Origin of the sequence: Peribacillus sp. R9-11, from assembly GCF_031345095.1 — a bacterium.
Lineage (GTDB): Bacteria > Bacillota > Bacilli > Bacillales > DSM-1321 > Peribacillus > Peribacillus butanolivorans.
The window spans coordinates 4,316,665-4,339,451 of sequence record NZ_CP133763.1 but is presented as its reverse complement, the minus strand read 5'-3'; the positions used below and the strand labels follow the sequence as shown (position 1 = coordinate 4,339,451).

Genomic DNA, 22,787 nt, shown 5'->3' with positions numbered 1-22,787 from the left:
ATTTTTTCACAGTTGCTAAATGCCAATAGATTTGAGGATTTGACATTAAAAATGTAAAGTATTAATTTAATTTCCCTTAAATTTGATACCAAGCAAACTTATATCAGAGATTCGCAGTATTATTTCCCAGACAATCTTCAAGCAAGCTAGGAACAGAAGAAGCATCAGTTTAGAGTAATTATAGATAAAAGATAAAAAGTGACTTTAATCATTCTATTACAAAAGAAGGAAGTGTGAACAGTTAAAGCGAAACTGTAAGGTAGTTTGTTTTTATGCTGTCAGGATGTACTTATTCGGATTTAAGATGAACCGAATAAAACAAATTGTTTAACCCAAAAATTAAAAATCATTGCTCTTATGGTTTTATACACAGAGTTCTTAAACTATTATAAGTTTTCTTTAAGAAAATTCGTTAACATTCCGATGTTTGAACGAAAGGAACATTCCTTAATTAATATTCTTTTCACATAATTATCAAGCCGATATTTAAAGGGGGACAATAACTATGAAAAATCAATTAATGAACATGCTAGAAATGCGTAAAAATGAAATGATTCAAATTCGTCGTTATTTACACGAAAACCCGGAGCTTTCCTTTAAGGAAGAAAAAACAGCACAATATATCATTGATTTTTATAAGGGAAAAGATGTGGACATTCAAACGAATGTTGGAAATGGATTAGGAATCATCGTAACAATCGAAGGTGGGAAACCAGGAAAAACGATAGGTCTTCGTGCAGACTTTGATGCGCTGCCTATTTTAGAAGAAACCGAGGTTCCATTTAGGTCTAAAAATGAAGGTGTGATGCATGCTTGTGGACATGATGGACATACAGCTTATCTATTAGTCTTGGCAGATTGCCTCATTCAGCTTAAGTCTTCCCTTTCTGGTACCATTAAAATCATCCATCAACATGCTGAAGAAGTACCGCCAGGAGGTGCGAAAAGCATCGTGGAATCAGGGGTGCTAGATGATCTAGACGCTGTTTTTGGAACGCATTTGTTCCCATCACATCCAGCTGGAGAGGTGGGGTATCGCAGCGGCTATTCGATGGCTGGCAGGACATATTTCAAGTTAGGGATAAAAGGTGTAGGCGGCCATGGTTCTTCCCCACATTTGGCTAATGATGCTATTGTTGCAGGTTCCCATTTTGTAACAGCTGTTCAAACCGTAATCAGCCGGCGCTTGAACCCCTTTGATATGGGCGTTGTCACTATCGGTTCTTTCGATGGAAAAGGAAGCTTTAATGTCATAAAAGATCGGATAGAGATTGAAGGGGATGTACGCTATATGACAGAGGAGACCGAACAGCTGATAAACAATGAAATACACCGGATTGTTAAAGGGATAGAAACAGAATTTGATGTTCAGTGTGAGCTTTTATATATGCCGGATTATCCACCTTTATATAATGATCCTAAAATGACTGAATTTGTGAAAAATAGCCTTCAAAACATGAATGACCCAGATATTAAGCACGTCTTAGAATTCCCAATGTTCTCAGGATCAGAAGATTTTTCATATTATGCGGAAAAAACGCCTGGTTGTTTCTTTTACATAGGCTGTAAACCAAAAGGGGTAGAGAAGGTGTATTTCAATCACCATCCTAAATTCGATATCGATGAAGATGCGCTTCTGATTGCGGCCAAATCAGTGGCGCAAGTTGTATGTAGTTTTTATGAATTAGATTAGTCAACTGTAGCCCTACTTTTCTAAAATAGTTATATAACCCCCAAAACACCGTTCGGTTTAATCGAACGGTGTTTTGTAGAATCTTGCCGCTACATTAATAAAACTAGAAGAATTCACCAAGAATGATATGGTTTGTATTAAAACTTAATCTCTTTGTAAACATCATTTAACAGCGGTGTTTTATTTAAATAGTAGACTAAGGGCTAACGTTATTTTTTTATATAGAATAGGTTTATACTCTTTTCAGAAGGGGTTTAATAGGATAAGAGTTATGCGAAAATCGAAGGGTAAGTACAAATAAATAAAAAAAGCACATACAAATTCCTATTCAGCTTAAATTCTCTCGATATTTTATAAATAACTGGTAGAATAAGTTACATAACTACAGATAGTAGAAAGAGTGATAGGTTTGAAATGGCTAAATAAGATGAAGAAATGGTTCCAAGCAGAGGAAATTATTGAGATTGAAGAAATTATTATAGATGAACCACTAGATGAAGAAACATTAAAAAATATGGATTTTTCCAAGCATACAAACACAAGGAAAGAAGATATAAAAGAATACAATCAAACAGTGGAGAAGATGTCCCAGGTGAATGATCCGGATACAAAAATCCTGTTTCAATATCCGAAAGGGCAATTTAAGTTTCCTCTCATTCCTGACCAAGAGCAGCATAGAAGAAAGCCTAGGGAAAGAAAGAGGGAAGAGCGTGAACGTGAGCCTAAGCGTGAACGTGAGCCTAAGTCTAAACAGGAAAAAGTGACCAAAACTAGAAGCCCTGTGAGGGGACCTGAACCAAAGCATAGAAACGTCGATCGTGAATCAACAAACAAAATAGTTCCATCGAAAACTCCATTCCGTCCGACGGAAATCCCCTCACCTATATATGGGTTTCGTCGTCCAGAAAAAAAGATGGTCACTAATGAGCGAATTGTCGAGTATGAATTAGAAAGCAAGCTACCTGTTCTCAAAAAAGAAGAGCCAGAAGTTCCAGCGTATAGCTCTAACACCACAAAAGAAGTGGCCTATGAGGAATTAACAATTGAACCTTCTGTTCTTGTACCAGAACAAGTGGAAGAAAAAAGGGAAGAAGAGATGGAGATTCCCGCTTATTTCCGTAAAAACGCACCTGCAACACCCCTTGAGGAAGTAGCAAACGAGCCTTCTGAACCTATTTCTGAACAGGTGGAAGAAATAAAAGCCTTAGAGCAGGATCAGGGTGATTTTGGGCGGGAAGTGGCTGTTTCGATTATGGAACAGGTGGAAGCGACACCGACCAAAGCTTATGGAGCTCCAAAGGAAGAAGTTATACAACCAACACCGGAATATGTCGAGAAACCTGTCGAAAGTCAAGTGATTGATTTAGAAAGCGAACCAGCGGCGACTATTACGGAAGAACAGCCTAAACGCCCAAAAAAACATATTCCTTTTAATGTGATGATGCTTAAGCAGGATCGGGAAAAAACTCAATACCTAAATAAGATTATAGCGGAAAAAAAAAGCCCTGATTCAGAGAGGGGAGTAGTTTCTTTTGAAAAGAAACCTACAATAAATCCTGATGAAGCAGGGTCTGGACAAGCAGTACAATCCGGATCCATTCATGAATTGAAAACAGAGGCAGACCGAGTCGTGTTGGAAGAGAAGCCGGTTATGCCAGAACCTATAAGCTTCCGGGAAACGCAGTATGAATCCGTAGCGGTAGCCGAACCTGAGAATGCCGGTGAATCCAATATGGAATCAAGTGGGGTCTATGAATCGCCTTTCATGCCGGAAGTGAAAACCACTGAAAATGTTGAGCAAAAAGAACCGAATACAGAGGCTGCAACAGAAGTAGAAGGAAGAAGCATGAAGGATATCTCAGAAGCTCTGGTGTCTATAGAAGTGGACGACAATCCTTATTATGTGTTTCCGAAGATTGATTTGCTGACACCTCCTACTTACGCAGAGCATGATGATGAGTGGCTTGAGGAGCAGACATTTTTACTAGATGAGACACTGAAGAACTTTAATGTCCGGGCAAAAGTTGTCAATGTCACTCAAGGGCCAGCAGTGACTCGTTTCGAGGTGCATCCGGAACCGGGTGTGAAGGTGAATAAAGTAACAAACCTGATGGATGATATCAAATTAAGTCTAGCTGCTCAGGATATGCGGATGGAAGCGCCGATTCCGGGTAAGCATACAATTGGTATCGAGATTCCAAACAGGAAAAGTAAGCCGGTATTTTTGCGAGAGGTTTTGGAAAGTACTGAATTTCAAGAGCATGAATCACCGCTTGCTGTGGCACTTGGACTCGATATATCAGGTCAGCCGATTATCACTGATTTAAGAAAAATGCCACATGGCCTGATTGCCGGACAAACCGGATCAGGGAAAAGTGTCTGTATCAACACGATGCTGGTTAGCTTGCTGTATAAAGCGACGCCTCAGGAGTTGAAATTACTATTAATCGATCCGAAAATGGTCGAGCTTGCTCCATATAACCGGATTCCGCATTTGGTCAGTCCAGTCATTACTGATGTGAAGGCCGCTACAGCTGCCCTGAAATGGGCGGTAGAGGAAATGGAACGGCGTTATGAATTGTTTGTTCATGCCGGCGTCCGTGATATTAGCCGCTTTAATGACCAAGCAGAAAAAGCCGGACAATATTCAAGCAAGCTTCCTTATATTTTGGTGATTATTGATGAGCTGGCGGATTTAATGATGATGTCCCCAGCTGATGTCGAGGAAGCGATCTGTCGCATTGCTCAAAAGGCCCGTGCCTGTGGTATTCATTTAATTGTGGCCACACAGCGACCATCAGTCGATGTCATAACAGGATTAATCAAGGCAAATATTCCGACAAGAATCGCGTTCTCTGTTTCTTCCCAAGTCGACTCACGCACGATTATCGATAGCGGAGGGGCAGAAAAGCTGTTAGGAAAAGGGGATATGTTATTTGCTGAAAACGGCTCATCAAAAACGGTGCGTTTGCAAGGAACTTTTGTAAGTGACGAAGAAATTGATCAAGTCGTCAACCACGTGAAACTAGAGCAGCAGCCGAAGTATTTATTTGAGCAAGAAGATTTGTTAAATCGGGCACAGGTTACTGAAGATGCAGATGAGCTTTTCTTTGAGGCATGTGAATTTGTTGTGAGTCAGCAGGCTGCATCAGCATCAAGTGTCCAAAGACGCTTCCGTGTGGGTTACAACCGGGCAGCGCGTCTAATAGAAATGATGGAGCAGCAGGGGGTTGTTTCGGAATCAAGAGGCAGCAGACCCCGTGATGTTTTAATCACAGAGGAAGAACTTGAATTTTTGCATGTGAATTAAGAGAACCTATTAAAAGGAAATTGTATATAATGTTAAAGGTGAAAACGCGGTGTTATCACCTTTCATGACGGAATAGCCAATGATTTGATAATTTGGTATCTGCTTGACATGGATGAATGAATAAAAAAGTGATATAATAGTTTTTTGTTGATGAGTGATTGAAAATATAAGTATAAAAAACCTATGAAGAAATTGCATTTCTTCAAGTCTCGTAATGAAAAAACAAATAAAAGATGACGTCATATACTGTCATACAGGTAGACGATTGGTGGAGGTTCGCTTTATGACTGCTTACCATTTTGTGGGAATTAAAGGATCGGGTATGAGCGCTCTTGCTCAAATACTGCATGATATGAATATTGAAGTGCAGGGTTCCGACTATGAAAAAGAATTTTTTACACAATTAGCGTTAGAAAAAGCCGGGATAAAAATCCTTCCTTTCAATGAGGAAAATATACAACCAGGAATGGCCATTATTGCAGGGAATGCGTTCCCGGACACCCATCCGGAAATCGTAAAGGCAATGGAACTGGGTTTGCCAATCATCCGTTATCACCGTTTCCTTGGTGATTTCATGAAAAACTATATTAGTGTGGCAGTTACGGGAGCGCATGGTAAAACATCGACAACCGGCTTACTGGCCCATGTTATGGGTGGCGTAAAACCAACATCCTTTTTGATTGGGGATGGAACGGGTAAAGGGATTGTGGATTCTAATTACTTCGTATTTGAAGCATGTGAATATCGCCGACATTTCCTTTCTTATTATCCGGATTATGCAATCATGACAAATATTGATTTCGATCATCCTGATTATTATGCCAATGTTGAAGACGTGTTTGAGGCATTCCAAACGATGGCTCTTCAAGTCAACAAAGGCATTATTGCGTGCGGAGATGATGAGCATTTACCACATATTCAGGCGAAAGTACCAGTTATTTTTTACGGATTCGCGGAAGGAAATGATTTTCAAGCGAAAAATGTTTTCGTCACTTCAGAAGGCACTACATTCGATGTGCATGTAAGAAACAATTATTATGATACTTTTACTATTCCGACTTACGGAAAGCATAATGTGTTGAATGCACTAGGTGTCATTGCTCTTTGTAAATATGAAAACTTGGATACGGAAGCTGTGAAAGCCCAATTGCGGACTTTTGGCGGAGTCAAACGCCGGTTCTCTGAGAAGGAAATCGGAAGTCAGATCATCATTGATGATTATGCGCATCATCCGACTGAAATCTCAGCAACTGTTGACTCAGCGCGTCAAAAATATCCAGAGCGTGAAGTTGTTGCGGTATTCCAGCCACATACTTTCTCAAGAACGCAAGCATTCCTGGATGAGTTTGCCGACAGCTTGAATTTAGCCGACAAAGTATACTTATGCGAAATTTTTGGATCTGCTCGTGAACACCAAGGAAAGTTGTCGATTGAAGATCTTCAAGAGAAAATACCGGGTGCCGAGCTGATAACGGAGAACACAACATCTATATTGCAAAATCATGAAAACAGTGTCGTACTATTTATGGGTGCAGGGGACATTCAAAAGTTCCAGGCGGCCTATGAGCAGTTACTACAGGTTAAATAAAAAAAATGGCCAATCCGTTAGCGGGTCGGCCATTTTTTTTAGTTTAGATCCATAGAAAAAAACCAGCCGCAAAATAGACTGCGGCTGGTTTTTTAAAATCCGGTACAACTTATAAATGTTATTTTAAATTTTCTGGATTTAATTTTTCCAGTTCAGGTAAGACAAAGCGTCCGTCCTTACGAATCAAGACATCATCAAAATAAATTTCTCCTCCGCCATACTCAGGGCGCTGGATATTGACTAGGTCCCAGTGAATGTTTGAATGGTTTCCGTTAAAGGCATCATCATAGCATTGTCCAGGGGTAAAATGAAAACTTCCATCAATTTTTTCATCAAAGAGGATATCTTGCATCGGGTGTAGAATATAAGGATTTACACCAATCGCAAATTCACCGACATATCGTGCGCCTTCATCTGTATCAAAAATTTTGTTGATGCGTTCAGTATCATTCGCAATTGCTTCAACAATTTTCCCATCCTTGAATGTTAACTTCACGTTTTCAAAAGTAAAACCCTGATAAGGGGACGGAGTATTATATGAAATCACACCATTGATTGAATCCTTCACAGGAGCCGTATATACTTCACCGTCAGGAATGTTTAGCTCACCTGCACATTTGATGGCTTTAATGTCTTTGATGGAGAAGGATAAGTCCGTTCCGGGACCTGTTAAGCGGACTTTATCTGTTTTATCCATCAATTCAACAAGGTTTTCCATTGCTTCGCTCATTTTGCCGTAGTCGAGGTTGCAGACTTCGAAATAGAAATCTTCGAATGCTTCTGTACTCATTTTGGCTAATTGAGCCATGGAATTTGTCGGGTAGCGAAGTACGACCCATTTTGTTTTTGGTACGCGGATATTTCTATGTACTTTCCCGACTGTTTGTCCCTGAATTGCCATTTTCTCTGCAGGGACATCGGACTGCTCATTGATATTATCCCCGGCACGAAGCCCGATATAAGCATCCATCTGGCTCATTACGTTTGCTTCAAACTCACCCATCATCTTGTATTGTTCTTCTTGAGCACCCATTAACAAGGCACGATCCACCTGGTGGTCTTTTAAAAGGACGAACGGGTAACCACCTGCTGCATAGGCTTCATTCACAAGGGCGTTAACAAGTTCACGCTGCAATCCAAAGTTTTCTATTAAGACTTTTTCACCTTTTTGAAGCTTCACGGAATAATTGATTAAGTTATTTGCTAATGTTTCAATTCTAGGATCTTTCATAAAAATACCTCCAATGTTTAAATTCGACTTATCTTTCTATCATACCCGATTTATTGCCATAAGTTCATCTATAGACTCCTATGGAGGAAATGGTTTTAGACAATAATATTTCCAGATTAGGGTTTGGTAGGGTATATTGAAAAAATAAAAACGTTTATAATAACAGGGAAGGGGTAACTAATAACTAACAGTTACTTAATAGTCGATTTTTTTCGGAGGTGTTCCAATGGAGATTATTTTATACGTAAGTGCTGCAATTGCAGCGATTGCTTTCTTAGTCCTTGTTATTTTTTTAACCAAGGTACTCACATCACTTCAAGCTACCTTGGACAGCGTGGCCCGGACGCTGACAGGACTTGAAAGCCAAATGCAGGGCATAACGCTCGAAACTACCCAGCTATTACATAAAACAAATACGTTGGCTGAAGACTTGCAACAAAAATCAGAAAATCTGAACACAGTAGTAGATGCTGTGAAGGATGTCGGCACATCCATCTCAAGCTTTAACACTTCCGTCCAAAAGGTTTCCCATAAGGTGCAGACGGAGATTGATAATAATCAAGAGCGAATCTCCCAAATTGTACAATGGAGTAATGTAGCCTTGGAAATTCGGGACAAATGGAAATCCAGAAATAAGCAGGCTGCCCCGACTCCAAATGAAAGAGCGGAGTTAGAACGGGAAGCACTAGAAACAGATAACTTACCTAAAAAAAGGTTTTTACGCTCTAGATCTTAAAATCTAGTTAAATAAAAATAAACTGAAAATTGAGAGGGGAATGTACTATGACTCAAAAAGAATTTCCGACAAAGGACTACCAGAAATCATATGAGGACGAATGCGACTCTATCAATTCAAAGGACTTTATGATTGGCGCATTAATCGGTGGCATGATTGGAGCAGCAACAGCGCTGTTTATGGCTCCGAAAACAGGTAAGGAATTAAGAAGTGATTTAAATGAACAAGCTAGAAATCTTTCAGAGAAAACAGAAAAACTAAGACAAACGGCAATGGAAAAAGGTACAGCTCTGGCCGATACTGCCAAAGAAAAAACAAGCTCTGTCACTGAAATTGTTTCTAATAAATCATCTGGTATTGTTAATAAAGTGAAAAGTTTAAAAGTGGGTAAAGAAGAAAACGGTGATGCTGCCGATGATACTACAAATTCGAGCAATAAGGATATTGATGTAACTGGAACTTCAGATGCTCCAATTGTATCGGTCGAAACCAATTATACGAACGATAACAACACGGATTCAGAAAATGCTCCAGCCGATACTACAAGCGGAAACAAGAATACGGCAAAATTAAAGCTTGATGAAGCGAAAAAAGCATTTGATGAAACAGAAAATAAATTAAAAAATTAAACTCAAATCTTCATTCATATATTACTGGTGAAGGCGCATAGAAGTTTGTCAAGAATCAGGCGATGAAGCGGTACGATAGCTTCATCGTCTTTTTGATGATAAACTATGCTAATAATGAAAGGAGACTTCAAAAAATGACAATAAATAAAATTGATTCAGAAGAACAATTCAATGAGCTTTTAAATAAGGAGACGTTCCTTCTTTTCAAGCATAGTTTAACATGCCCAGTCAGCGCTGAAGCATATGAACAATATGAAAAGTATATGGCAGCGAACGAGGAACTAAAAACGGCCTATTTAGCCGTTCAAGAAGCGCGTCCTCTATCCAATTATGTGGCAGAAACATTTGATATTAAACATCAATCGCCACAGGTTATTCTTTTTAAAAATGGAAAACCAGCCTGGAATGAATCTCATTGGAGAATTACATACGATTCACTAACTAAAGCTATCTCTGAATAAGTTGAAAAGCCGGATCCCTTTGCTTGAGGGATCCGGCTTTTTTATTCCGCCTTCATTCATACAGTAGTTGGCCAAAGGATTTTTAAATGATCCCCGGGAGAAATTACTTCATGAAAGGTCGTTTCTTGATCGTTTTTGATAAGGGTAAAGCGTTTATCTCCTTGAGCGGGCAAGTCAATTTCGACATGGCGGAATACATCCTGAAAAATAAATGGTTCTAGTTTTTGTCGGACTAAGCTGATTGAATCTCCTGTATGAATGAAATCATTCTCTTCAAGAAGTTCGTTGTTCCGCCGAAACTCAGCTAGTTTCTTAGAGAGGATAACTTGATTCCCCTCATAAAAAACAGGGATGGAGAAGGTGTGCTGAATATTAAGGGCGTCAGCAACATCCAGTAATGTTGGCTGGGTCCGTCTTGTGATTTCTATTTCATCTCCATCATCAAAAGAGTAGGCAAGTTTCGATTCTAAACCATTTTTAGTGATTCTTCCTGTTAAGGCCGGGAGCCGAATGGCTCTACCATTTAACTGAAAGGAAAAAGGTTCAAGACGAGTAAGGAGCTCAGGCTGTTGAACCGCCTTAATTAATTCCTGGATTGTTCCAGGCATTTCGCAGGTTATTTGATCATGGTCCTCAACAAGTTCATTGCCAGACGCCGCTTTTCCATTTCTGGTGATAGAGGCCCAAATCCTATGTTCTGTTCCATTAAGGGTAACTTTTTTACTGGAGTGGTCATCAAGCACATCGCTTATCCGTAAAATAGCGGGCTCACCGTCTTCACCTTTTTTGGTTATAATGACATCCTCATTTCTAACTTCATCATCTAAGGAGGCTTCTTTCCCATTTAAAGTAATAAGAGATTTCTTCCCGTGTCCTCCTGGAAGCGTAATCTGCTGCCCATTGATATGTACAATTTTAGCAATCCCAGGCTTTCCGTACAGTTTACTCATCCGGATACCGGCCGTGAGCAGGCAATCCCCCAGGCTTGTCCGTTTCATATCGAATAGACGGATGGGACGGTCGTCAACGGTTACGCTCATATACTGTATCGGGTTTTTATCGGCTGCAATGGCTATGCCAATTGGGGTAACCAATTCGGGACCTTTTTGAATCGTATCTGAAATCCCGAGGTTTTGGATGGCTTCTATACCACGAATAGCAACTCGGTTCTCAGGCAAATTTAATTTTTCAGCCAAAAGGCGGGGAAGCTCTGGTGTCTGACTTCCGCCACCAACAAGCATAACTGCTTTTGGCGGTTTTGCGTTATTCAGAGATAGAATTTCCGTACTGATTGACTCGGCCAAACGATCGAGTGAGGGATGAATATTATGGATGATATCTTCCCTGGAAACATCGTTGGCAAAACCGAGGATATCTGTAACTGTTATATGATCATGATTGATTAACTCTCTTTTTGCATTTTCGGCTAATGGGAAATCAAGAAGCAGGTAGTCACTGATTGCCTCGGTTATTTCATCACCGGCAATTGGCACCATCCCATAGGCAATGACGGTCCCTGAATCTGTCAGGGCAATATCTGATGTCCCGGCTCCAATATCTACTAAAGCGACGTTTAAGCGCCGCATGGATGACGGAATGAGTACATTGATAGCTGCTATAGGCTCAAGGGTGAGAGCCTGCATTTCCAAATCCGCTCTCTTTAAGGCTGACAGCAGTGATTCTACGACAACCTTCGGAAGAAAGGTAGCAATGATCTCAACAGATGCTTCATCACCGCTCTGGTCAATTAGACTACCTATTTCCTGTCCATCAAGCCGGTAGTATAAAACAGAATAACCAACGCAATAATACATGGAATGGGAAGTGGTTTGTTTGGCAACAACGGCCTGTGCTTCCTGGACGGCACTGAATTCAAGGTGAAGGATATCTTCACGTGTCAGCATCGGCTTGCCTCCAATATTGATCGCCATTTCCGCCCGTTCCGTTTTTAAGGCCCTTCCGGCAGCAGCCACGGAAACCTTCTTTAAGGAACCGTGTTTTTCTTCAAGTTGACTTTTGATATGAGTAATGACTTTGGATACGGCAAGGACATCATGAATTTGTCCATCGAGCATGGCTCTCTCAGAATGCTCTTCAGATAAAATATCTATTATATTATAGCTTTCCTGCTTTTTTTCCAATATAATTCCTACAACGGATCGTGTTCCAATATCTAAAGCAAACAGTTTTTCGTACATGGTAAACACCTACTTTTATGTAATTATGACTTTAATGCTTAAAAGCGTTTAATTATTAAAGAAAAATGTAGTGACATTTAATGATACTTCATTTATAATTGATTTAATTATACATGAAATATTATAAAATTTTTCATTGGATAAAATAATCGGGGCAAATGAGTGAAAATTCAAATAGATAATTTGGGCTTTTAATCGCTGAACCGGTTTTAATTTTAAAAAACGAAGGGATGGATTTGTAATGAGCAACAAAGAGCTTGATGGACTTCGTAATCAACTGGATGATGTGAACCTTCAGTTATTACATCTTATTAATCAACGTGCTGAACTTGTACAGGAAATTGGCCGCGTAAAAGAAAAACAAGGTGTAAACCGTTACGATCCGGTCCGTGAAAGAACAATGTTGGACCTTATCGAAGCTAATCATCAAGGACCTCTTGACCTTGGTTCGATTAAACATATTTTCAAAGAAATCTTCAAATTAGGCTTGGAACTTCAAAAAGATGACCAGAAGAAAACGCTTCTTGTTTCTAGAAAACAAAAATCGGAAGATACAATCATCGACATTAAAGGCGAATTGATTGGGAACGGAATTCCAAGCTTTGTTTTCGGACCATGTGCCGTTGAATCTTATGAACAAACAGCTGCAGTGGCTGAAGTCATCAAAGCAAAAGGCTTGAAATTAATGCGCGGTGGTGCATATAAACCACGTACCTCTCCATACGATTTCCAAGGACTTGGTTTGGAAGGCTTACAAATTCTTAAGCGTGTAGCTGATGAATACGGCTTAGCTGTAATCAGTGAAATCGTGAGTGCAAACGACATCGAAGCTGCGGTTGAACATATTGATGTCATCCAAATCGGAGCACGTAACATGCAAAACTTTGACTTGTTAAAAGCTGCAGGTGCCGTAAATAAACCTGTTCTCTTGAAACGTGGACTTGCTGCAACAATCGAGGAGTTCATTCATGCAGCGGAATACATCATGTCACAAGGTAATGGTAACATCATCCTTTGTGAGCGCGGTATCCGTACTTACGAAAAAGCAACAAGAAATACACTTGATATCTCTGCTGTTCCGATTTTAAAACAAGAAACTCACTTACCGGTTATGGTTGACGTAACGCATTCTACTGGACGACGCGACCTATTGCTTCCAACAGCTAAAGCAGCTCTTGCTATCGGTGCGGATGGTGTCATGGCAGAAGTTCATCCTGATCCGTCTGTTGCTTTATCAGACTCTGCACAGCAAATGGACTTCAAACAATTTGATGAATTTTACGAAGAAATTAAACGTTTGAACTGGGTAACAGTATAAGCTAGAAGGTTTTTAAAATATGCACTTACGGCCCTTACCATCTTGGCAAGGGCTATTTTTAATGGTAAAATACTTGTTTTTGCAGAAAAAGTCTATAAAAAGGCACTATTGGATTGCAGGAAAGATTCTACTATCGTATGATAAATAACAAGAATGAGAACTGTTCGGAAGGTTGAGTCATACATAAAGTGATATCTATGTGAATTTTATACTTGTAGAGATTATGAATCATGGCTGAGAAGAAAGAGTAGGACTGCATTTTTGTTAGTCAGATTGTTCCTAAAATAATCTTCCTTATAGAAGAAAAACGTATAAAAGAATTTTTCTCAAATATTTCGAGTCTTTTATGGGAAAAATGAAAGAAATGGAGGAATGGATGAATGAATAATATAACCATTTATGATGTGGCACGCGAAGCGAATGTTTCTATGGCCACTGTGTCCCGCGTAGTAAACGGGAATCCAAATGTAAAGCCTGCAACAAGAAAGAAAGTTTCAGACGTGATTGATAGGTTAGGATACCGTCCTAATGCAGTGGCGAGGGGTCTTGCCAGCAAGAAAACAACAACAGTAGGGGTTATTATCCCAGATATCTCTAGTATCTTTTTTGCCGAGTTAGCACGAGGCATAGAAGATATTGCGACTATGTATAAATACAATATCATTCTAAGCAGTTCTGATGAGAATATAGATAAGGAATTTCATTTGTTGAATACGATGCTTGGAAAACAAGTAGATGGTATCGTATTCATGGGTGGAAATATTTCGGATGAACATGTGAGAGAGTTTAAAAATTCACCTGTTCCAATCGTATTGGCTGGTTCGGTAGAAGAAAGCGGACAAGTCCCATCCGTTAATATTGACTATGAAGCAGCTGCATTTGACGCAGTTACCTTCTTCGCCCAAAAGGGTCACGAGCATATTGCTTTTGTAACTGGAAACTTGTCCGCGCTAATTAATGAAAAGAAATTAGCTGGTTATAAACGAGGGTTGAAAGAAGCGGGGCTTTCATTCGATGAGAGTTATATTGTTGATGGCGATTATACATATGATTCAGGGATTGAGTCTTTTGATAAGTTTCTGGAAGCTGAAAAGAAACCGACGGCGTTCATTGTCGGCGCTGATGAAATGGCTCTAGGAATTGTCCATGCTGCTCAGGACAAAGGCTATAATGTACCGGAAGACTTTGAAGTGATCAGTTTTGATAACACCCGATTGACCTTAATGGTTCGCCCGCAAATTACGACGATTGTTCAGCCTTTATACGATATCGGAGCGGTTGCAATGAGGCTTCTGACAAAATTGATGAATAAAGAACAAGTGGAGGAGGGTCATGAAAAAGTGATCTTACCACATCGAATTGAAGAGCGGCAATCAACGAAATAAGCTGGTTAGAGAGTGTCCTTAGGGCACTCTCTTTTAGTTTTGAAAACTATATGAAGGGTCTTGACGAAAAAAAGATCGTTTTTCAACGACCTTTTTAGTCAGCTTTTATCATTACTTGTTGATGTTTGTTTGGAAGTTCGGATGGGATAAAGAGCCTTTTCGAGCGTTTGGGCATTCTTCTCGGTAATTTCTGGTTTCCTTGGAATCGGTTCGTATATGTCCTCCATATCATCCCACTCATTTGGGAGCGTCACAGGGGACTCAGGCTGCCATGTATTAAGCCATTCTTTCGATAGGGGGCCAGATATATCATTATTCGTCATCTCAAGCCAGACCCTCGACCAGGCACGCGGAACGACACGCCAGATATCATACCCTCCGCCGCCAACTGCAATCCAGCGGCCTTCACAATACTGATGGGCCAATTCGTGAGCCAATTTTGGTATTTCCCTGTAAATCTTCATTGTGGCAGATAGGTGGGTGAGTGGATCATAATAATGAGAATCGGCACCATTTTGTGTTAAGATGACATCCGGTTTGAAGAATTCAACCACTTCTTTAAAGGAAGCTGTGTAGCATTCGAGCCAGGAGTCATCTTCCGTGAACGCATCGACGGGAATATTGAATGAATAGCCGTAGCCCTTTCCTTGCCCTCGTTCGTTAATATTGCCAGTGCCGGGAAACAAATAACGTCCTGTTTCATGAATGGATAGGGTGCAGACTTCTGGGTCATCATAAAACGACCATTGTACGCCGTCACCATGATGGGCATCCGTATCGACATATAAGACACGTGCGCCATATTTTTTTTGTAAGTATTTAATCGCGACCGAACTATCATTATAAATACAAAAGCCCGAAGCTTTGCCGCGAAAACCATGATGCAGCCCCCCACCAAGATTCAGGGCATGCAGAGACTGACCGGTCATAACCGCATCCACGGCCGTTAAGGTTCCACCTACTAGTAAGGCACTTGCTTCATGCATATTAGGAAAAATTGGAGTATCTTCTGTTCCTAATCCATAATTTACGGCTTTTTCAAGAGGAAGTTTTCCCTCGCCCGCCAATCTGACAGCGTTTACATAATGGTGGTCGTGAATCAGTTCTAATTCTTCATCGGTAGCAAGTCTAGGTTTTATAATTTGATCATCACTAATGGCATGGTGTTTTTTTAACAAATCTAGCGTGAGCTTAAGCCGCTTTTGATTAAAAGGATGCTCGTCGCTGAATTTATAGGTAAGGAGTTCATCGGAATAAACAAACAGTGATTTATCAGTCATGAGAAATCCCCGGTAGACTAGGCCATAAAACGGTATAGCCTTCTTTCTTTAAATCCTCCACCACCATAAATGGATTCATTGTCTGTACACGGATTACAAGAATCTTATAATCAATTTCAGTTTTTTCCGGATAAACAAGAGTACTCAGGATATTCAAATTGCGCTTTTTGAAAATGAGGGCAATATCGTAAAGCGCCCCTGCTTTATTCGGAATTTTGATTTCAATTTGGGAACCGGGCTGATTAACCCCCGTTAATTCAACGTAAGAATGAAGCAAATCAGAACCGGTTATAATGCCTACTAACTTTTTTTCTTTCACGATTGGCAGGCAGCTGATATTGTTTTCACAAAATACAGCCCCGATTTCTTCAACAAAATCTAGCGGATGCCCTGTGATTATATCTGTTTTCATGATGCTGGTTAGTGGTTTTTGTAAATCATTTTTGTATTCTGAGGTGCGGAAAATCGAAGGAGCAGCATCCCGTATATCACGGTCACTGACTAATCCCACAAGTTGAAAGTTGTCATCGACAATGGGAATATGGCGAATTCGTTTCTCCTTAATGATTAAGACAGCGCTATGGATTGTATCTGTTGGAGTGAGAGAAATAATATCTTCATTCATTATTTTTTCAACAATCATATTTGTTCCTCCTCTTTACTCACCTTTTTAATACATAAATCGATTCATAAAACGTAGTTGGTCAAACTTCTGGATAGATTCGGGCGGCACTCTTTTTCCAATACGCGCCATCAGGCAGTTGGCTGGATGGGAACTGATTTCCGGGTCATCTGTTGCAAAGTAGACCAAGCCGCCGGCACTCATCATTTTTTCCATGATTTTGCGATAGTCCCAAATATTCAATCCTGTCCCTTTCAAATCCCAATGCCAATAGTATTCAGTTGTAATGATGATAAAGTCTTCTACCGAATCGTCTTCCATGGAGAGACGGATTAAGTTCTTCCCGACGGAGGCACCCCGATATTTAGGGATGACCTCGATTGCACCAAGCTCAATCAGGTCATCCATCTTGATTTCTGACCAGCGTTCCAAGGGGTCGGGATATAAATAAGTTACATAACCAACGATGGTCTGATTTTCACGCGCTATAAAGATTCTGCCCTCAGGCAAGTCTGCGATCTCGATTAACGCTTTATGCTGCAGAGCAGGTGGGCGAAAGGCGACTAAGTCTTCGTGAAACTCATAGGATGCCATTTTTTGTCCATTAAGCGGGCCTTCAATGATGAGTGTGCCGCTTAATGTCTGCAATTCCTTAGCGTAATAGGTCTTACTATATTCCATTCTTTCACCAACCTCGTAAAATAGTTATCTTTTATACTTATATCCCAAAGTATAAGATTCATTATGCTTGAAAACTAACCAAATGGAAAGTTTACATAAATTATACATAAAAAACAAGTGACATAATTCTGAAAGTTCGAGACATATTTGAATCTTTTGTTACAACATGGCTTTATGTTCCGGATATCAATTCGTAATCACCCTTTAGCAATATTCGCCTTAAGTTTTCAAAATTTATAGCGAATGAATTTACCCTAATATGGAAAAAATAAGTATTTTAAAAATTGAGAAAATTAGATTTTTATACTATAATACAAAATATAAAGCTGAAAAAAGGGGGAGTATGTCGTATGAATGTGAAAGCGCTGCCAGTAGTTGAGGGTAATTTTAATTTAAAGAATTACGATGAAAAATACAAGACGTTTGACTGGTCTGAAGCGGAAAAGGAATTCTCCTGGTCTGAAACAGGTAAAGTGAATCTCGCATATGAAGCCATTGACCGCCATGTTGAAACATACAGAAAAAACAAGGTCGCCCTTTATTACAAAGATGAAAAAAGAAATGAAAAGTACACATTTAAGGAAATGAAAGATTATTCAAACCAAGCGGCCAATGTGTTCAAGAACATTGCCAAGGTGGAAAAGGGTGATCGTGTTTTCATTTTCATGCCTCGCTCCCCGGAACTTTATTTTGCATTACTAGGTGCCATTAAAACTGGAGCAGTAGTCGGTCCGTTGTTCGAAGCTTTCATGGAGGGCGCCGTAAGAGATCGTCTGGAAGATAGCGAGGCAAGTGTGATAGTAACGACTCCTGAGCTTTTGCCTCGTGTCCCGGTGGATGAATTGCCCCATTTGAAGCATATTTTTTTAGTGGGGGAAAATATCAAAGAAGAAGGAAAATATTATCACTTTAATAAAAAACTAAAAGAAGCGGACAAAAAATTTGAGATTGAATGGGTGGACCGCGCTGATGGACTGATTCTTCACTATACATCCGGTTCGACAGGGAAGCCAAAAGGTGTGCTCCACGTACATAATGCGATGGTTCAGCATTATCAAACGGCAAAATGGGTCCTTGATTTACAGGAAGAAGATGTGTATTGGTGCACAGCGGATCCTGGATGGGTGACAGGGACGTCTTACGGTATCTTTGGTCCATGGCTGACAGGTACATCGAATGTCATCGTAGGTGGTCGATTTAAGCCTGAATCTTGGTACCAAACTCTGCAAGACTTTGGTGTTACGGTCTGGTATAGTGCACCGACTGCGTTCAGGATGCTGATGGGTGCAGGAGACGAAATCGTTAAACAATTCGATTTAAGTTCTCTCCGCCATGTCTTAAGTGTCGGTGAACCGTTGAATCCGGAAGTGGTCCGCTGGGGGATGAAAGTATTCAATCACCGCATCCATGACACATGGTGGATGACGGAAACAGGTGCTCAACTCATCTGTAATTATCCTTGCCTGGAAATCAAACCGGGTTCGATGGGGAAACCGATCCCGGGTGTGGAAGCGGCAATAGTGGATAATCAAGGTAAAGAGCTTCCTCCGCACAGAATGGGGAACCTTGCTATTAAAAAAGGCTGGCCTTCAATGATGAAGACTGTCTGGAATAATGAGTCAAAATATGAATCTTACTTTATGCCAGGCGATTGGTATGTTTCTGGGGATTCCGCTTATATGGATGAAGAAGGATATTTCTGGTTCCAAGGCCGCGTAGATGATGTCATCATGACAGCCGGGGAAAGAGTAGGTCCTTTCGAAGTGGAAAGCAAGTTGGTTGAGCATCCAGCCGTTGCTGAAGCAGGGGTTATCGGGAAGCCAGATCCAGTCCGGGGCGAAATTATTAAAGCGTTTATTGCCCTTCGTGACGGATACGAAGCCAACGATGAATTAATTGAAGAAATTCGTCAATTTGTTAAGCTAGGTCTCGCAGCACATGCCGCACCACGTGAAATTGAATTCCGAGATAAACTTCCGAAAACACGAAGCGGTAAAATCATGCGCCGGGTCTTGAAAGCTTGGGAACTTGATCTTCCAACTGGTGATTTATCATCAATGGAAGATTAAAAAGCCGAGTTATCTGGAATCAAGAATAGTAGAAAAAAGGCATCCATGTTCATTGGCATGGATGCCTTTTTCATGTGTTTAAAGTTTAAGGGTCCTATGCTAATCAAGTTAAATAGCATAGGAAATAATAAATCTATAAAAAAACAGGCTGTTGGGTCGTTTTCCCGTAGCCTGCTAAGTTACTTCAAGAAGCGTGTTATTCTTCTTCCTCTTCTTCAGCTTTATCTGTGTCTTTGTTTTGGTCTATATTTTGGTCTTTATTTTGGTCTGTTTCTTTGTCTATATTTGTATCTTTTCCTGTATCTTCTTTATCTGTGTTGTTTGTATCTTTGTCTTTTTCTGCAGTAACGTTCTCTTCTTTTGAGTCTGGTTTTTTCTCTTCGGTATCTGTTTTTTCATTTGCGATATTATCTTTATTCTTAGTGGAATCTTTTGATTTGTTGTCTTTATCTTCATCTTTAGCTTCCGCTTTTGCACTTGTCTTTTTAGCGCCAATTTCAACGTGTTGCGAAGGTGCTGATTCTTTGCCGACTATGTCTACAGCTGTTACGTAATAAGATCCACCTGATCCGGCAGTGTAAACAAGATTACCCCCAGAATTAATGCTCGCCACTTTTCTACCATTTTTGTAGACGCGATAGCCGACGACATCTCCTTCAGGGTGAAGCCCCCATGAAATCTTATTGTTACTTACAGTGATAGAAAGGGCATTAGGCGCTTTTCCATTATCATTAAGTGTCGCTTTCGTCCCGACGACATTGCCCCATTTTTCTCCTCCGGGAATTAAGGATCCGGGATCATCCACATATTTCAATCCGATATCTTCAAAGGACGCAGGATTCAGCATGAACCCACCGCTTGTGAATTCGCTCGGTGTTTGTGGAAGAGCCGCGTATCGTTTGCTGCCGACTGATACATATTGTCCATCTATGAAACTATTATCTGCTCTAGATGGGGCATATTTGGCGATGAATAAATCAGACTTGACAAGTCCAGCCTTTTGACATGAACTTGAAGGCAGAAGGCCTGAAACGCCACAGAAGGAACGACTGACAATTCCGCCGGGCATCTCAAACCGCTTATCAGGGTCGACGAGTTTTGAATCGACTTTGTATGCGGCATTTATCAAATCTGCCCAATAATAGATATTACGTTTATTATATTCAAGACCATTATAGGTCCCTTTTAAAGACTTCGGTGTGTCATAACCCATCCATGTACCAAACGTTACATTTGGATTAGTGGCGACAAACCAAGCATCCCAATAGTTTTGTCCAGTCCCGGTTTTACCTGCCCAGTCACTGGAGAAAGCAAGTCGGTTCCTGACCGAAGCCGCCGTACCGCTGTTTACGACATCCCGCATCATATCAAGCGTTAAATAAGCAGTTTGCGGTGAAAATACTTTTACTGGTTTTGCTTTGTGTTCATAGATGACCTCATCATCTTTTGATACGATTTTGTCAATCATATAAGCATCAACGAATTCCCCTGAATTGGCAAATGTGCCAAACGCATTGACATTTTCTTCAACGGTTACACCTTTGTCCAAGGCACCTAATGACATGGCACGATTTGAGTAATCCCCTTTTGTTAAAGATGTAAAGCCCATTTTTTCCAAATAGGAAACCGGATTTTGGTTGATGATTTTCATGTAAAATAGGGCAGCTGGAATATTATACGAATTCTTTAACGCTTCCCGAGCTGTCGTTAAGCCGGTGAGGCTTCCGCCGCCATAGTTTCCCGGCCGCCACGGCGTATTGCCTGGAATGGTAATTGGTACGTTGGCTGTTACACTCCCAGGTGAAATCTTTCCTAGCTCAATGCCTGGACCGTATACCAATAGCGGTTTCATCGTTGAACCATTTGACCGTAGTGATGATGTTGCATGGTTTGTTTGTTCCCGTTTAAAGTCACGTCCACCGACAAAACTGATGATTTTCCCTGTTTTATTTTCAATAAGGATAGCTCCCGCCTCAACGGGCTCTTTTACAGTTTTCATTTCTTTCGTATCCGGATCGATGACCTGTTCGGTTTTATCATATCCGAAATTTGGATAGTTTTTAGTTACTTCTTGCATTTGGTCATAGATCTTTTTATTGATTGTCGTATAAATTTTATAGCCGTTTTGACGCAGTTTACGATCAGCTAGTGCTAAATATTGCTTTTTTAAATCATCGTTCTCTAAATCTTTTTCTTCATATCCATCTTCTTTTGCTAAGCTAAGTGACAAAATTTCAATGGAACGTTTTTCTATTTCATAGGTGAGCCATGGATATTTCTCAGAGGGCAACGCCTTTTTACCGATAAAGTCTTTTGTTATGTCGTATGCGATTGCTTTATCATATTGTTCTTTTGTTATGTATTCATTGCTATACATTCGTTTTAATACGGTTTTCATCCGGTTAATTCCGGGCTCTAGATTATCTTTAAGCTTCCCTTGCTGGGTATATGGAGTATACCCAAAAGGACTTTGCGGTAATCCTGCAATAAAGGCAGATTGGGGTAAAGATAGATCTTTAGCTTCCACTCCGAAAATACCTTCGGCAGCCGACTGGACACCAGCAATATTCTGTCCGGAAGAGTTTCGTCCCAAAGTGGAGACGTTTAGGTAGGTTTCTAAAATCTCTTCTTTTTCAAAGAACTTCTCGACCCGGAGCGCAAGTAAAATTTCTTTTGCTTTCCGTTCAAATGATACTTCGTTCGTTAAGACTTGGTTTTTTATGAGCTGTTGTGTTAAAGTACTTCCACCTGATTGAACGGATGCATTCGTAAATTCCTGATAAACTGCACGCAGGATAGCCTTCGGAACAACTCCGTTATGTTCATAAAAATACTCATCTTCTGTAGCGATGACTGCATTTTTAAGATGGTCGGAAACTTTATCGATGGACACTTCTTCACGATCAAGGTCACTCTTGAGCTTGCCCAAGTATACTTTATCCGCAAAGTATACCTCAGAGGTCTCTTCATAATTGTAAATGTCCTTTTTTAAATCATCCTTTGAGCGTACCGGCTCATTATTGACGAGGGCAGCGAAATAGCCGGCTCCAACGCCGCCGGCGAATGAGAATCCTAGAACCCCAACAATAATGAGGATCAACGTTAGGTTCCAAATGACTTGGTATGTAACCCTTGCATTTTTTTGTGTTTTTTCATTTTGAAAAAAACGGGTTAGCTGTTTCCATGCTGTTTGAAATCTATCTTTTTGATTATTATTCATGTATCATACCCCCTGAAATCACATATATTATAGCATATAACACGGAAGGGAAAGGCGAACTTTCATATTTTTCTAGAATCTGTAAGGGTGATGTTGACAATGAATGTTATGTATGATAAAAACTTATTAACAATAAAATTTATTAAAAAAGCGCGATGATAGGACCCAGTAGTCAAACTATCCCTGTTTTAGAGAGCCGGTGGTCAGTGGAAATCGGTACATATAGTGAGATGAATTACTTCCTTGAGCATTTGCTGTGAAATGATTAGTAGCAGGAAACGGTTGACGACCGTTATTCGTCTCGAGCGGAGGACGCTTTATGTCCTCAAGTTGGGTGGTACCGCGAATTTATTCGTCCCTTCATAT

At 40.3% G+C, this 22,787-nt stretch carries 15 protein-coding genes and 1 other annotated feature; of the genes, 9 read left to right on the top strand and 6 right to left on the bottom strand.

The annotated features are described in order from the left end of the window. The first annotated feature begins 505 nt into the window (after positions 1-505). The 3 genes from RE409_RS21070 (at position 506) to murC (ending at position 6,591) form a co-directional block, all read left to right on the top strand. On the top strand, positions 506-1,693 hold the full coding sequence (locus tag RE409_RS21070) for an amidohydrolase (protein ID WP_201186217.1): 1,188 nt from the start codon (positions 506-508) through the stop codon (positions 1,691-1,693). 403 nt (positions 1,694-2,096) lie between these two features. Continuing rightward, positions 2,097-5,003: a DNA translocase FtsK gene (locus RE409_RS21065; protein ID WP_397444190.1), complete on the top strand. Its 2,907-nt coding sequence runs from the start codon at positions 2,097-2,099 to the stop codon at positions 5,001-5,003. 283 nt (positions 5,004-5,286) lie between these two features. Beyond that, a complete protein-coding gene (gene murC, locus RE409_RS21060; protein ID WP_309559299.1) occupies positions 5,287-6,591 on the top strand; it encodes a UDP-N-acetylmuramate--L-alanine ligase in 1,305 nt (434 codons plus the stop codon). A 118-nt stretch (positions 6,592-6,709) separates the two neighbouring features. Here murC and RE409_RS21055 read toward each other — a convergent pair whose 3' ends face one another. Beyond that, the gene (locus RE409_RS21055; protein ID WP_201186216.1) at positions 6,710-7,822 is read right to left on the bottom strand and encodes an aminopeptidase; all 1,113 of its coding nucleotides are present in this window, start codon (positions 7,820-7,822) and stop codon (positions 6,710-6,712) included. 226 nt (positions 7,823-8,048) lie between these two features. Between RE409_RS21055 and RE409_RS21050 the strand changes: the two genes are divergently transcribed. The 3 genes from RE409_RS21050 to ytxJ all read left to right on the top strand — a co-directional run bounded on the left by RE409_RS21050 (position 8,049) and on the right by ytxJ (position 9,648). Next, on the top strand, positions 8,049-8,558 hold the full coding sequence (locus tag RE409_RS21050; RefSeq protein WP_053347327.1) for a DUF948 domain-containing protein: 510 nt from the start codon (positions 8,049-8,051) through the stop codon (positions 8,556-8,558). Between the two features lie 47 nt (positions 8,559-8,605). Next, positions 8,606-9,187: a YtxH domain-containing protein gene (locus RE409_RS21045; RefSeq protein WP_309558011.1), complete on the top strand. Its 582-nt coding sequence runs from the start codon at positions 8,606-8,608 to the stop codon at positions 9,185-9,187. A 134-nt stretch (positions 9,188-9,321) separates the two neighbouring features. After that, on the top strand, positions 9,322-9,648 hold the full coding sequence (gene ytxJ, locus RE409_RS21040) for a bacillithiol system redox-active protein YtxJ (protein WP_201186214.1): 327 nt from the start codon (positions 9,322-9,324) through the stop codon (positions 9,646-9,648). Positions 9,649-9,704: 56 nt separating this feature from the next. On the opposite strand, the gene RE409_RS21035 is transcribed toward ytxJ, so the two are convergent. Then, positions 9,705-11,846 (bottom strand): cell division protein FtsA, encoded by a 2,142-nt coding sequence (locus tag RE409_RS21035; protein ID WP_309558010.1) that lies wholly within the window; start codon positions 11,844-11,846, stop codon positions 9,705-9,707. Between the two features lie 241 nt (positions 11,847-12,087). Here RE409_RS21035 and RE409_RS21030 point away from each other — a divergent pair, with 241 nt between their 5' ends. After that, positions 12,088-13,164: a bifunctional 3-deoxy-7-phosphoheptulonate synthase/chorismate mutase gene (locus RE409_RS21030; protein WP_053347323.1), complete on the top strand. Its 1,077-nt coding sequence runs from the start codon at positions 12,088-12,090 to the stop codon at positions 13,162-13,164. A gap of 380 nt (positions 13,165-13,544) precedes the next feature. Further along, positions 13,545-14,549 carry a catabolite control protein A gene (gene ccpA, locus RE409_RS21025; protein WP_056529426.1) on the top strand — a complete coding sequence of 335 codons (1,005 nt, stop codon included), beginning with the start codon at positions 13,545-13,547 and terminating at the stop codon, positions 14,547-14,549. Between the two features lie 98 nt (positions 14,550-14,647). Here ccpA and RE409_RS21020 read toward each other — a convergent pair whose 3' ends face one another. From RE409_RS21020 to RE409_RS21010, 3 genes are read right to left on the bottom strand one after another with little or no spacing between them, the layout of a single operon-like run. Continuing rightward, positions 14,648-15,829 carry an acetoin utilization protein AcuC gene (locus RE409_RS21020; RefSeq protein ID WP_201223379.1) on the bottom strand — a complete coding sequence of 394 codons (1,182 nt, stop codon included), beginning with the start codon at positions 15,827-15,829 and terminating at the stop codon, positions 14,648-14,650. Next, the gene (locus RE409_RS21015) at positions 15,822-16,472 is read right to left on the bottom strand and encodes an acetoin utilization AcuB family protein (RefSeq protein WP_053347320.1); all 651 of its coding nucleotides are present in this window, start codon (positions 16,470-16,472) and stop codon (positions 15,822-15,824) included. Before RE409_RS21015 ends, RE409_RS21020 begins: the two co-directional genes overlap by 8 nt. Before the next feature lie 27 nt (positions 16,473-16,499). After that, on the bottom strand, positions 16,500-17,132 hold the full coding sequence (locus tag RE409_RS21010; protein ID WP_056529420.1) for a GNAT family N-acetyltransferase: 633 nt from the start codon (positions 17,130-17,132) through the stop codon (positions 16,500-16,502). A gap of 350 nt (positions 17,133-17,482) precedes the next feature. Between RE409_RS21010 and acsA the strand changes: the two genes are divergently transcribed. Next, on the top strand, positions 17,483-19,201 hold the full coding sequence (acsA, locus tag RE409_RS21005; RefSeq protein ID WP_309558009.1) for an acetate--CoA ligase: 1,719 nt from the start codon (positions 17,483-17,485) through the stop codon (positions 19,199-19,201). A gap of 196 nt (positions 19,202-19,397) precedes the next feature. Here the strand turns inward: acsA and RE409_RS21000 are convergent, their stop codons facing one another. Then, entirely contained in the window at positions 19,398-22,421 is a 3,024-nt protein-coding gene (locus RE409_RS21000; RefSeq protein ID WP_309558008.1) for a transglycosylase domain-containing protein, read from the bottom strand. Between the two features lie 146 nt (positions 22,422-22,567). Then, positions 22,568-22,784 (top strand) — a binding site (T-box leader). Positions 22,785-22,787 lie beyond the last annotated feature (3 nt).

What these genes read in the sequence shown, in the direction of transcription:
- RE409_RS21055 (WP_201186216.1), bottom strand. Translation starts at nt 7,822, where the DNA reads ATGAAAGATCCTAGAATTGAAACATTAGCAAATAACTTAATCAATTAT.
- RE409_RS21000 (WP_309558008.1), bottom strand. Translation starts at nt 22,421, where the DNA reads ATGAATAATAATCAAAAAGATAGATTTCAAACAGCATGGAAACAGCTA.
- RE409_RS21015 (WP_053347320.1), bottom strand. Translation starts at nt 16,472, where the DNA reads ATGATTGTTGAAAAAATAATGAATGAAGATATTATTTCTCTCACTCCA.
- acsA (WP_309558009.1), top strand. Translation starts at nt 17,483, where the DNA reads ATGAATGTGAAAGCGCTGCCAGTAGTTGAGGGTAATTTTAATTTAAAG.
- RE409_RS21045 (WP_309558011.1), top strand. Translation starts at nt 8,606, where the DNA reads ATGACTCAAAAAGAATTTCCGACAAAGGACTACCAGAAATCATATGAG.
- ytxJ (WP_201186214.1), top strand. Translation starts at nt 9,322, where the DNA reads ATGACAATAAATAAAATTGATTCAGAAGAACAATTCAATGAGCTTTTA.
- murC (WP_309559299.1), top strand. Translation starts at nt 5,287, where the DNA reads ATGACTGCTTACCATTTTGTGGGAATTAAAGGATCGGGTATGAGCGCT.
- RE409_RS21035 (WP_309558010.1), bottom strand. Translation starts at nt 11,846, where the DNA reads ATGTACGAAAAACTGTTTGCTTTAGATATTGGAACACGATCCGTTGTA.
- RE409_RS21030 (WP_053347323.1), top strand. Translation starts at nt 12,088, where the DNA reads ATGAGCAACAAAGAGCTTGATGGACTTCGTAATCAACTGGATGATGTG.
- ccpA (WP_056529426.1), top strand. Translation starts at nt 13,545, where the DNA reads ATGAATAATATAACCATTTATGATGTGGCACGCGAAGCGAATGTTTCT.
- RE409_RS21010 (WP_056529420.1), bottom strand. Translation starts at nt 17,132, where the DNA reads ATGGAATATAGTAAGACCTATTACGCTAAGGAATTGCAGACATTAAGC.
- RE409_RS21070 (WP_201186217.1), top strand. Translation starts at nt 506, where the DNA reads ATGAAAAATCAATTAATGAACATGCTAGAAATGCGTAAAAATGAAATG.
- RE409_RS21050 (WP_053347327.1), top strand. Translation starts at nt 8,049, where the DNA reads ATGGAGATTATTTTATACGTAAGTGCTGCAATTGCAGCGATTGCTTTC.
- RE409_RS21020 (WP_201223379.1), bottom strand. Translation starts at nt 15,829, where the DNA reads ATGACTGATAAATCACTGTTTGTTTATTCCGATGAACTCCTTACCTAT.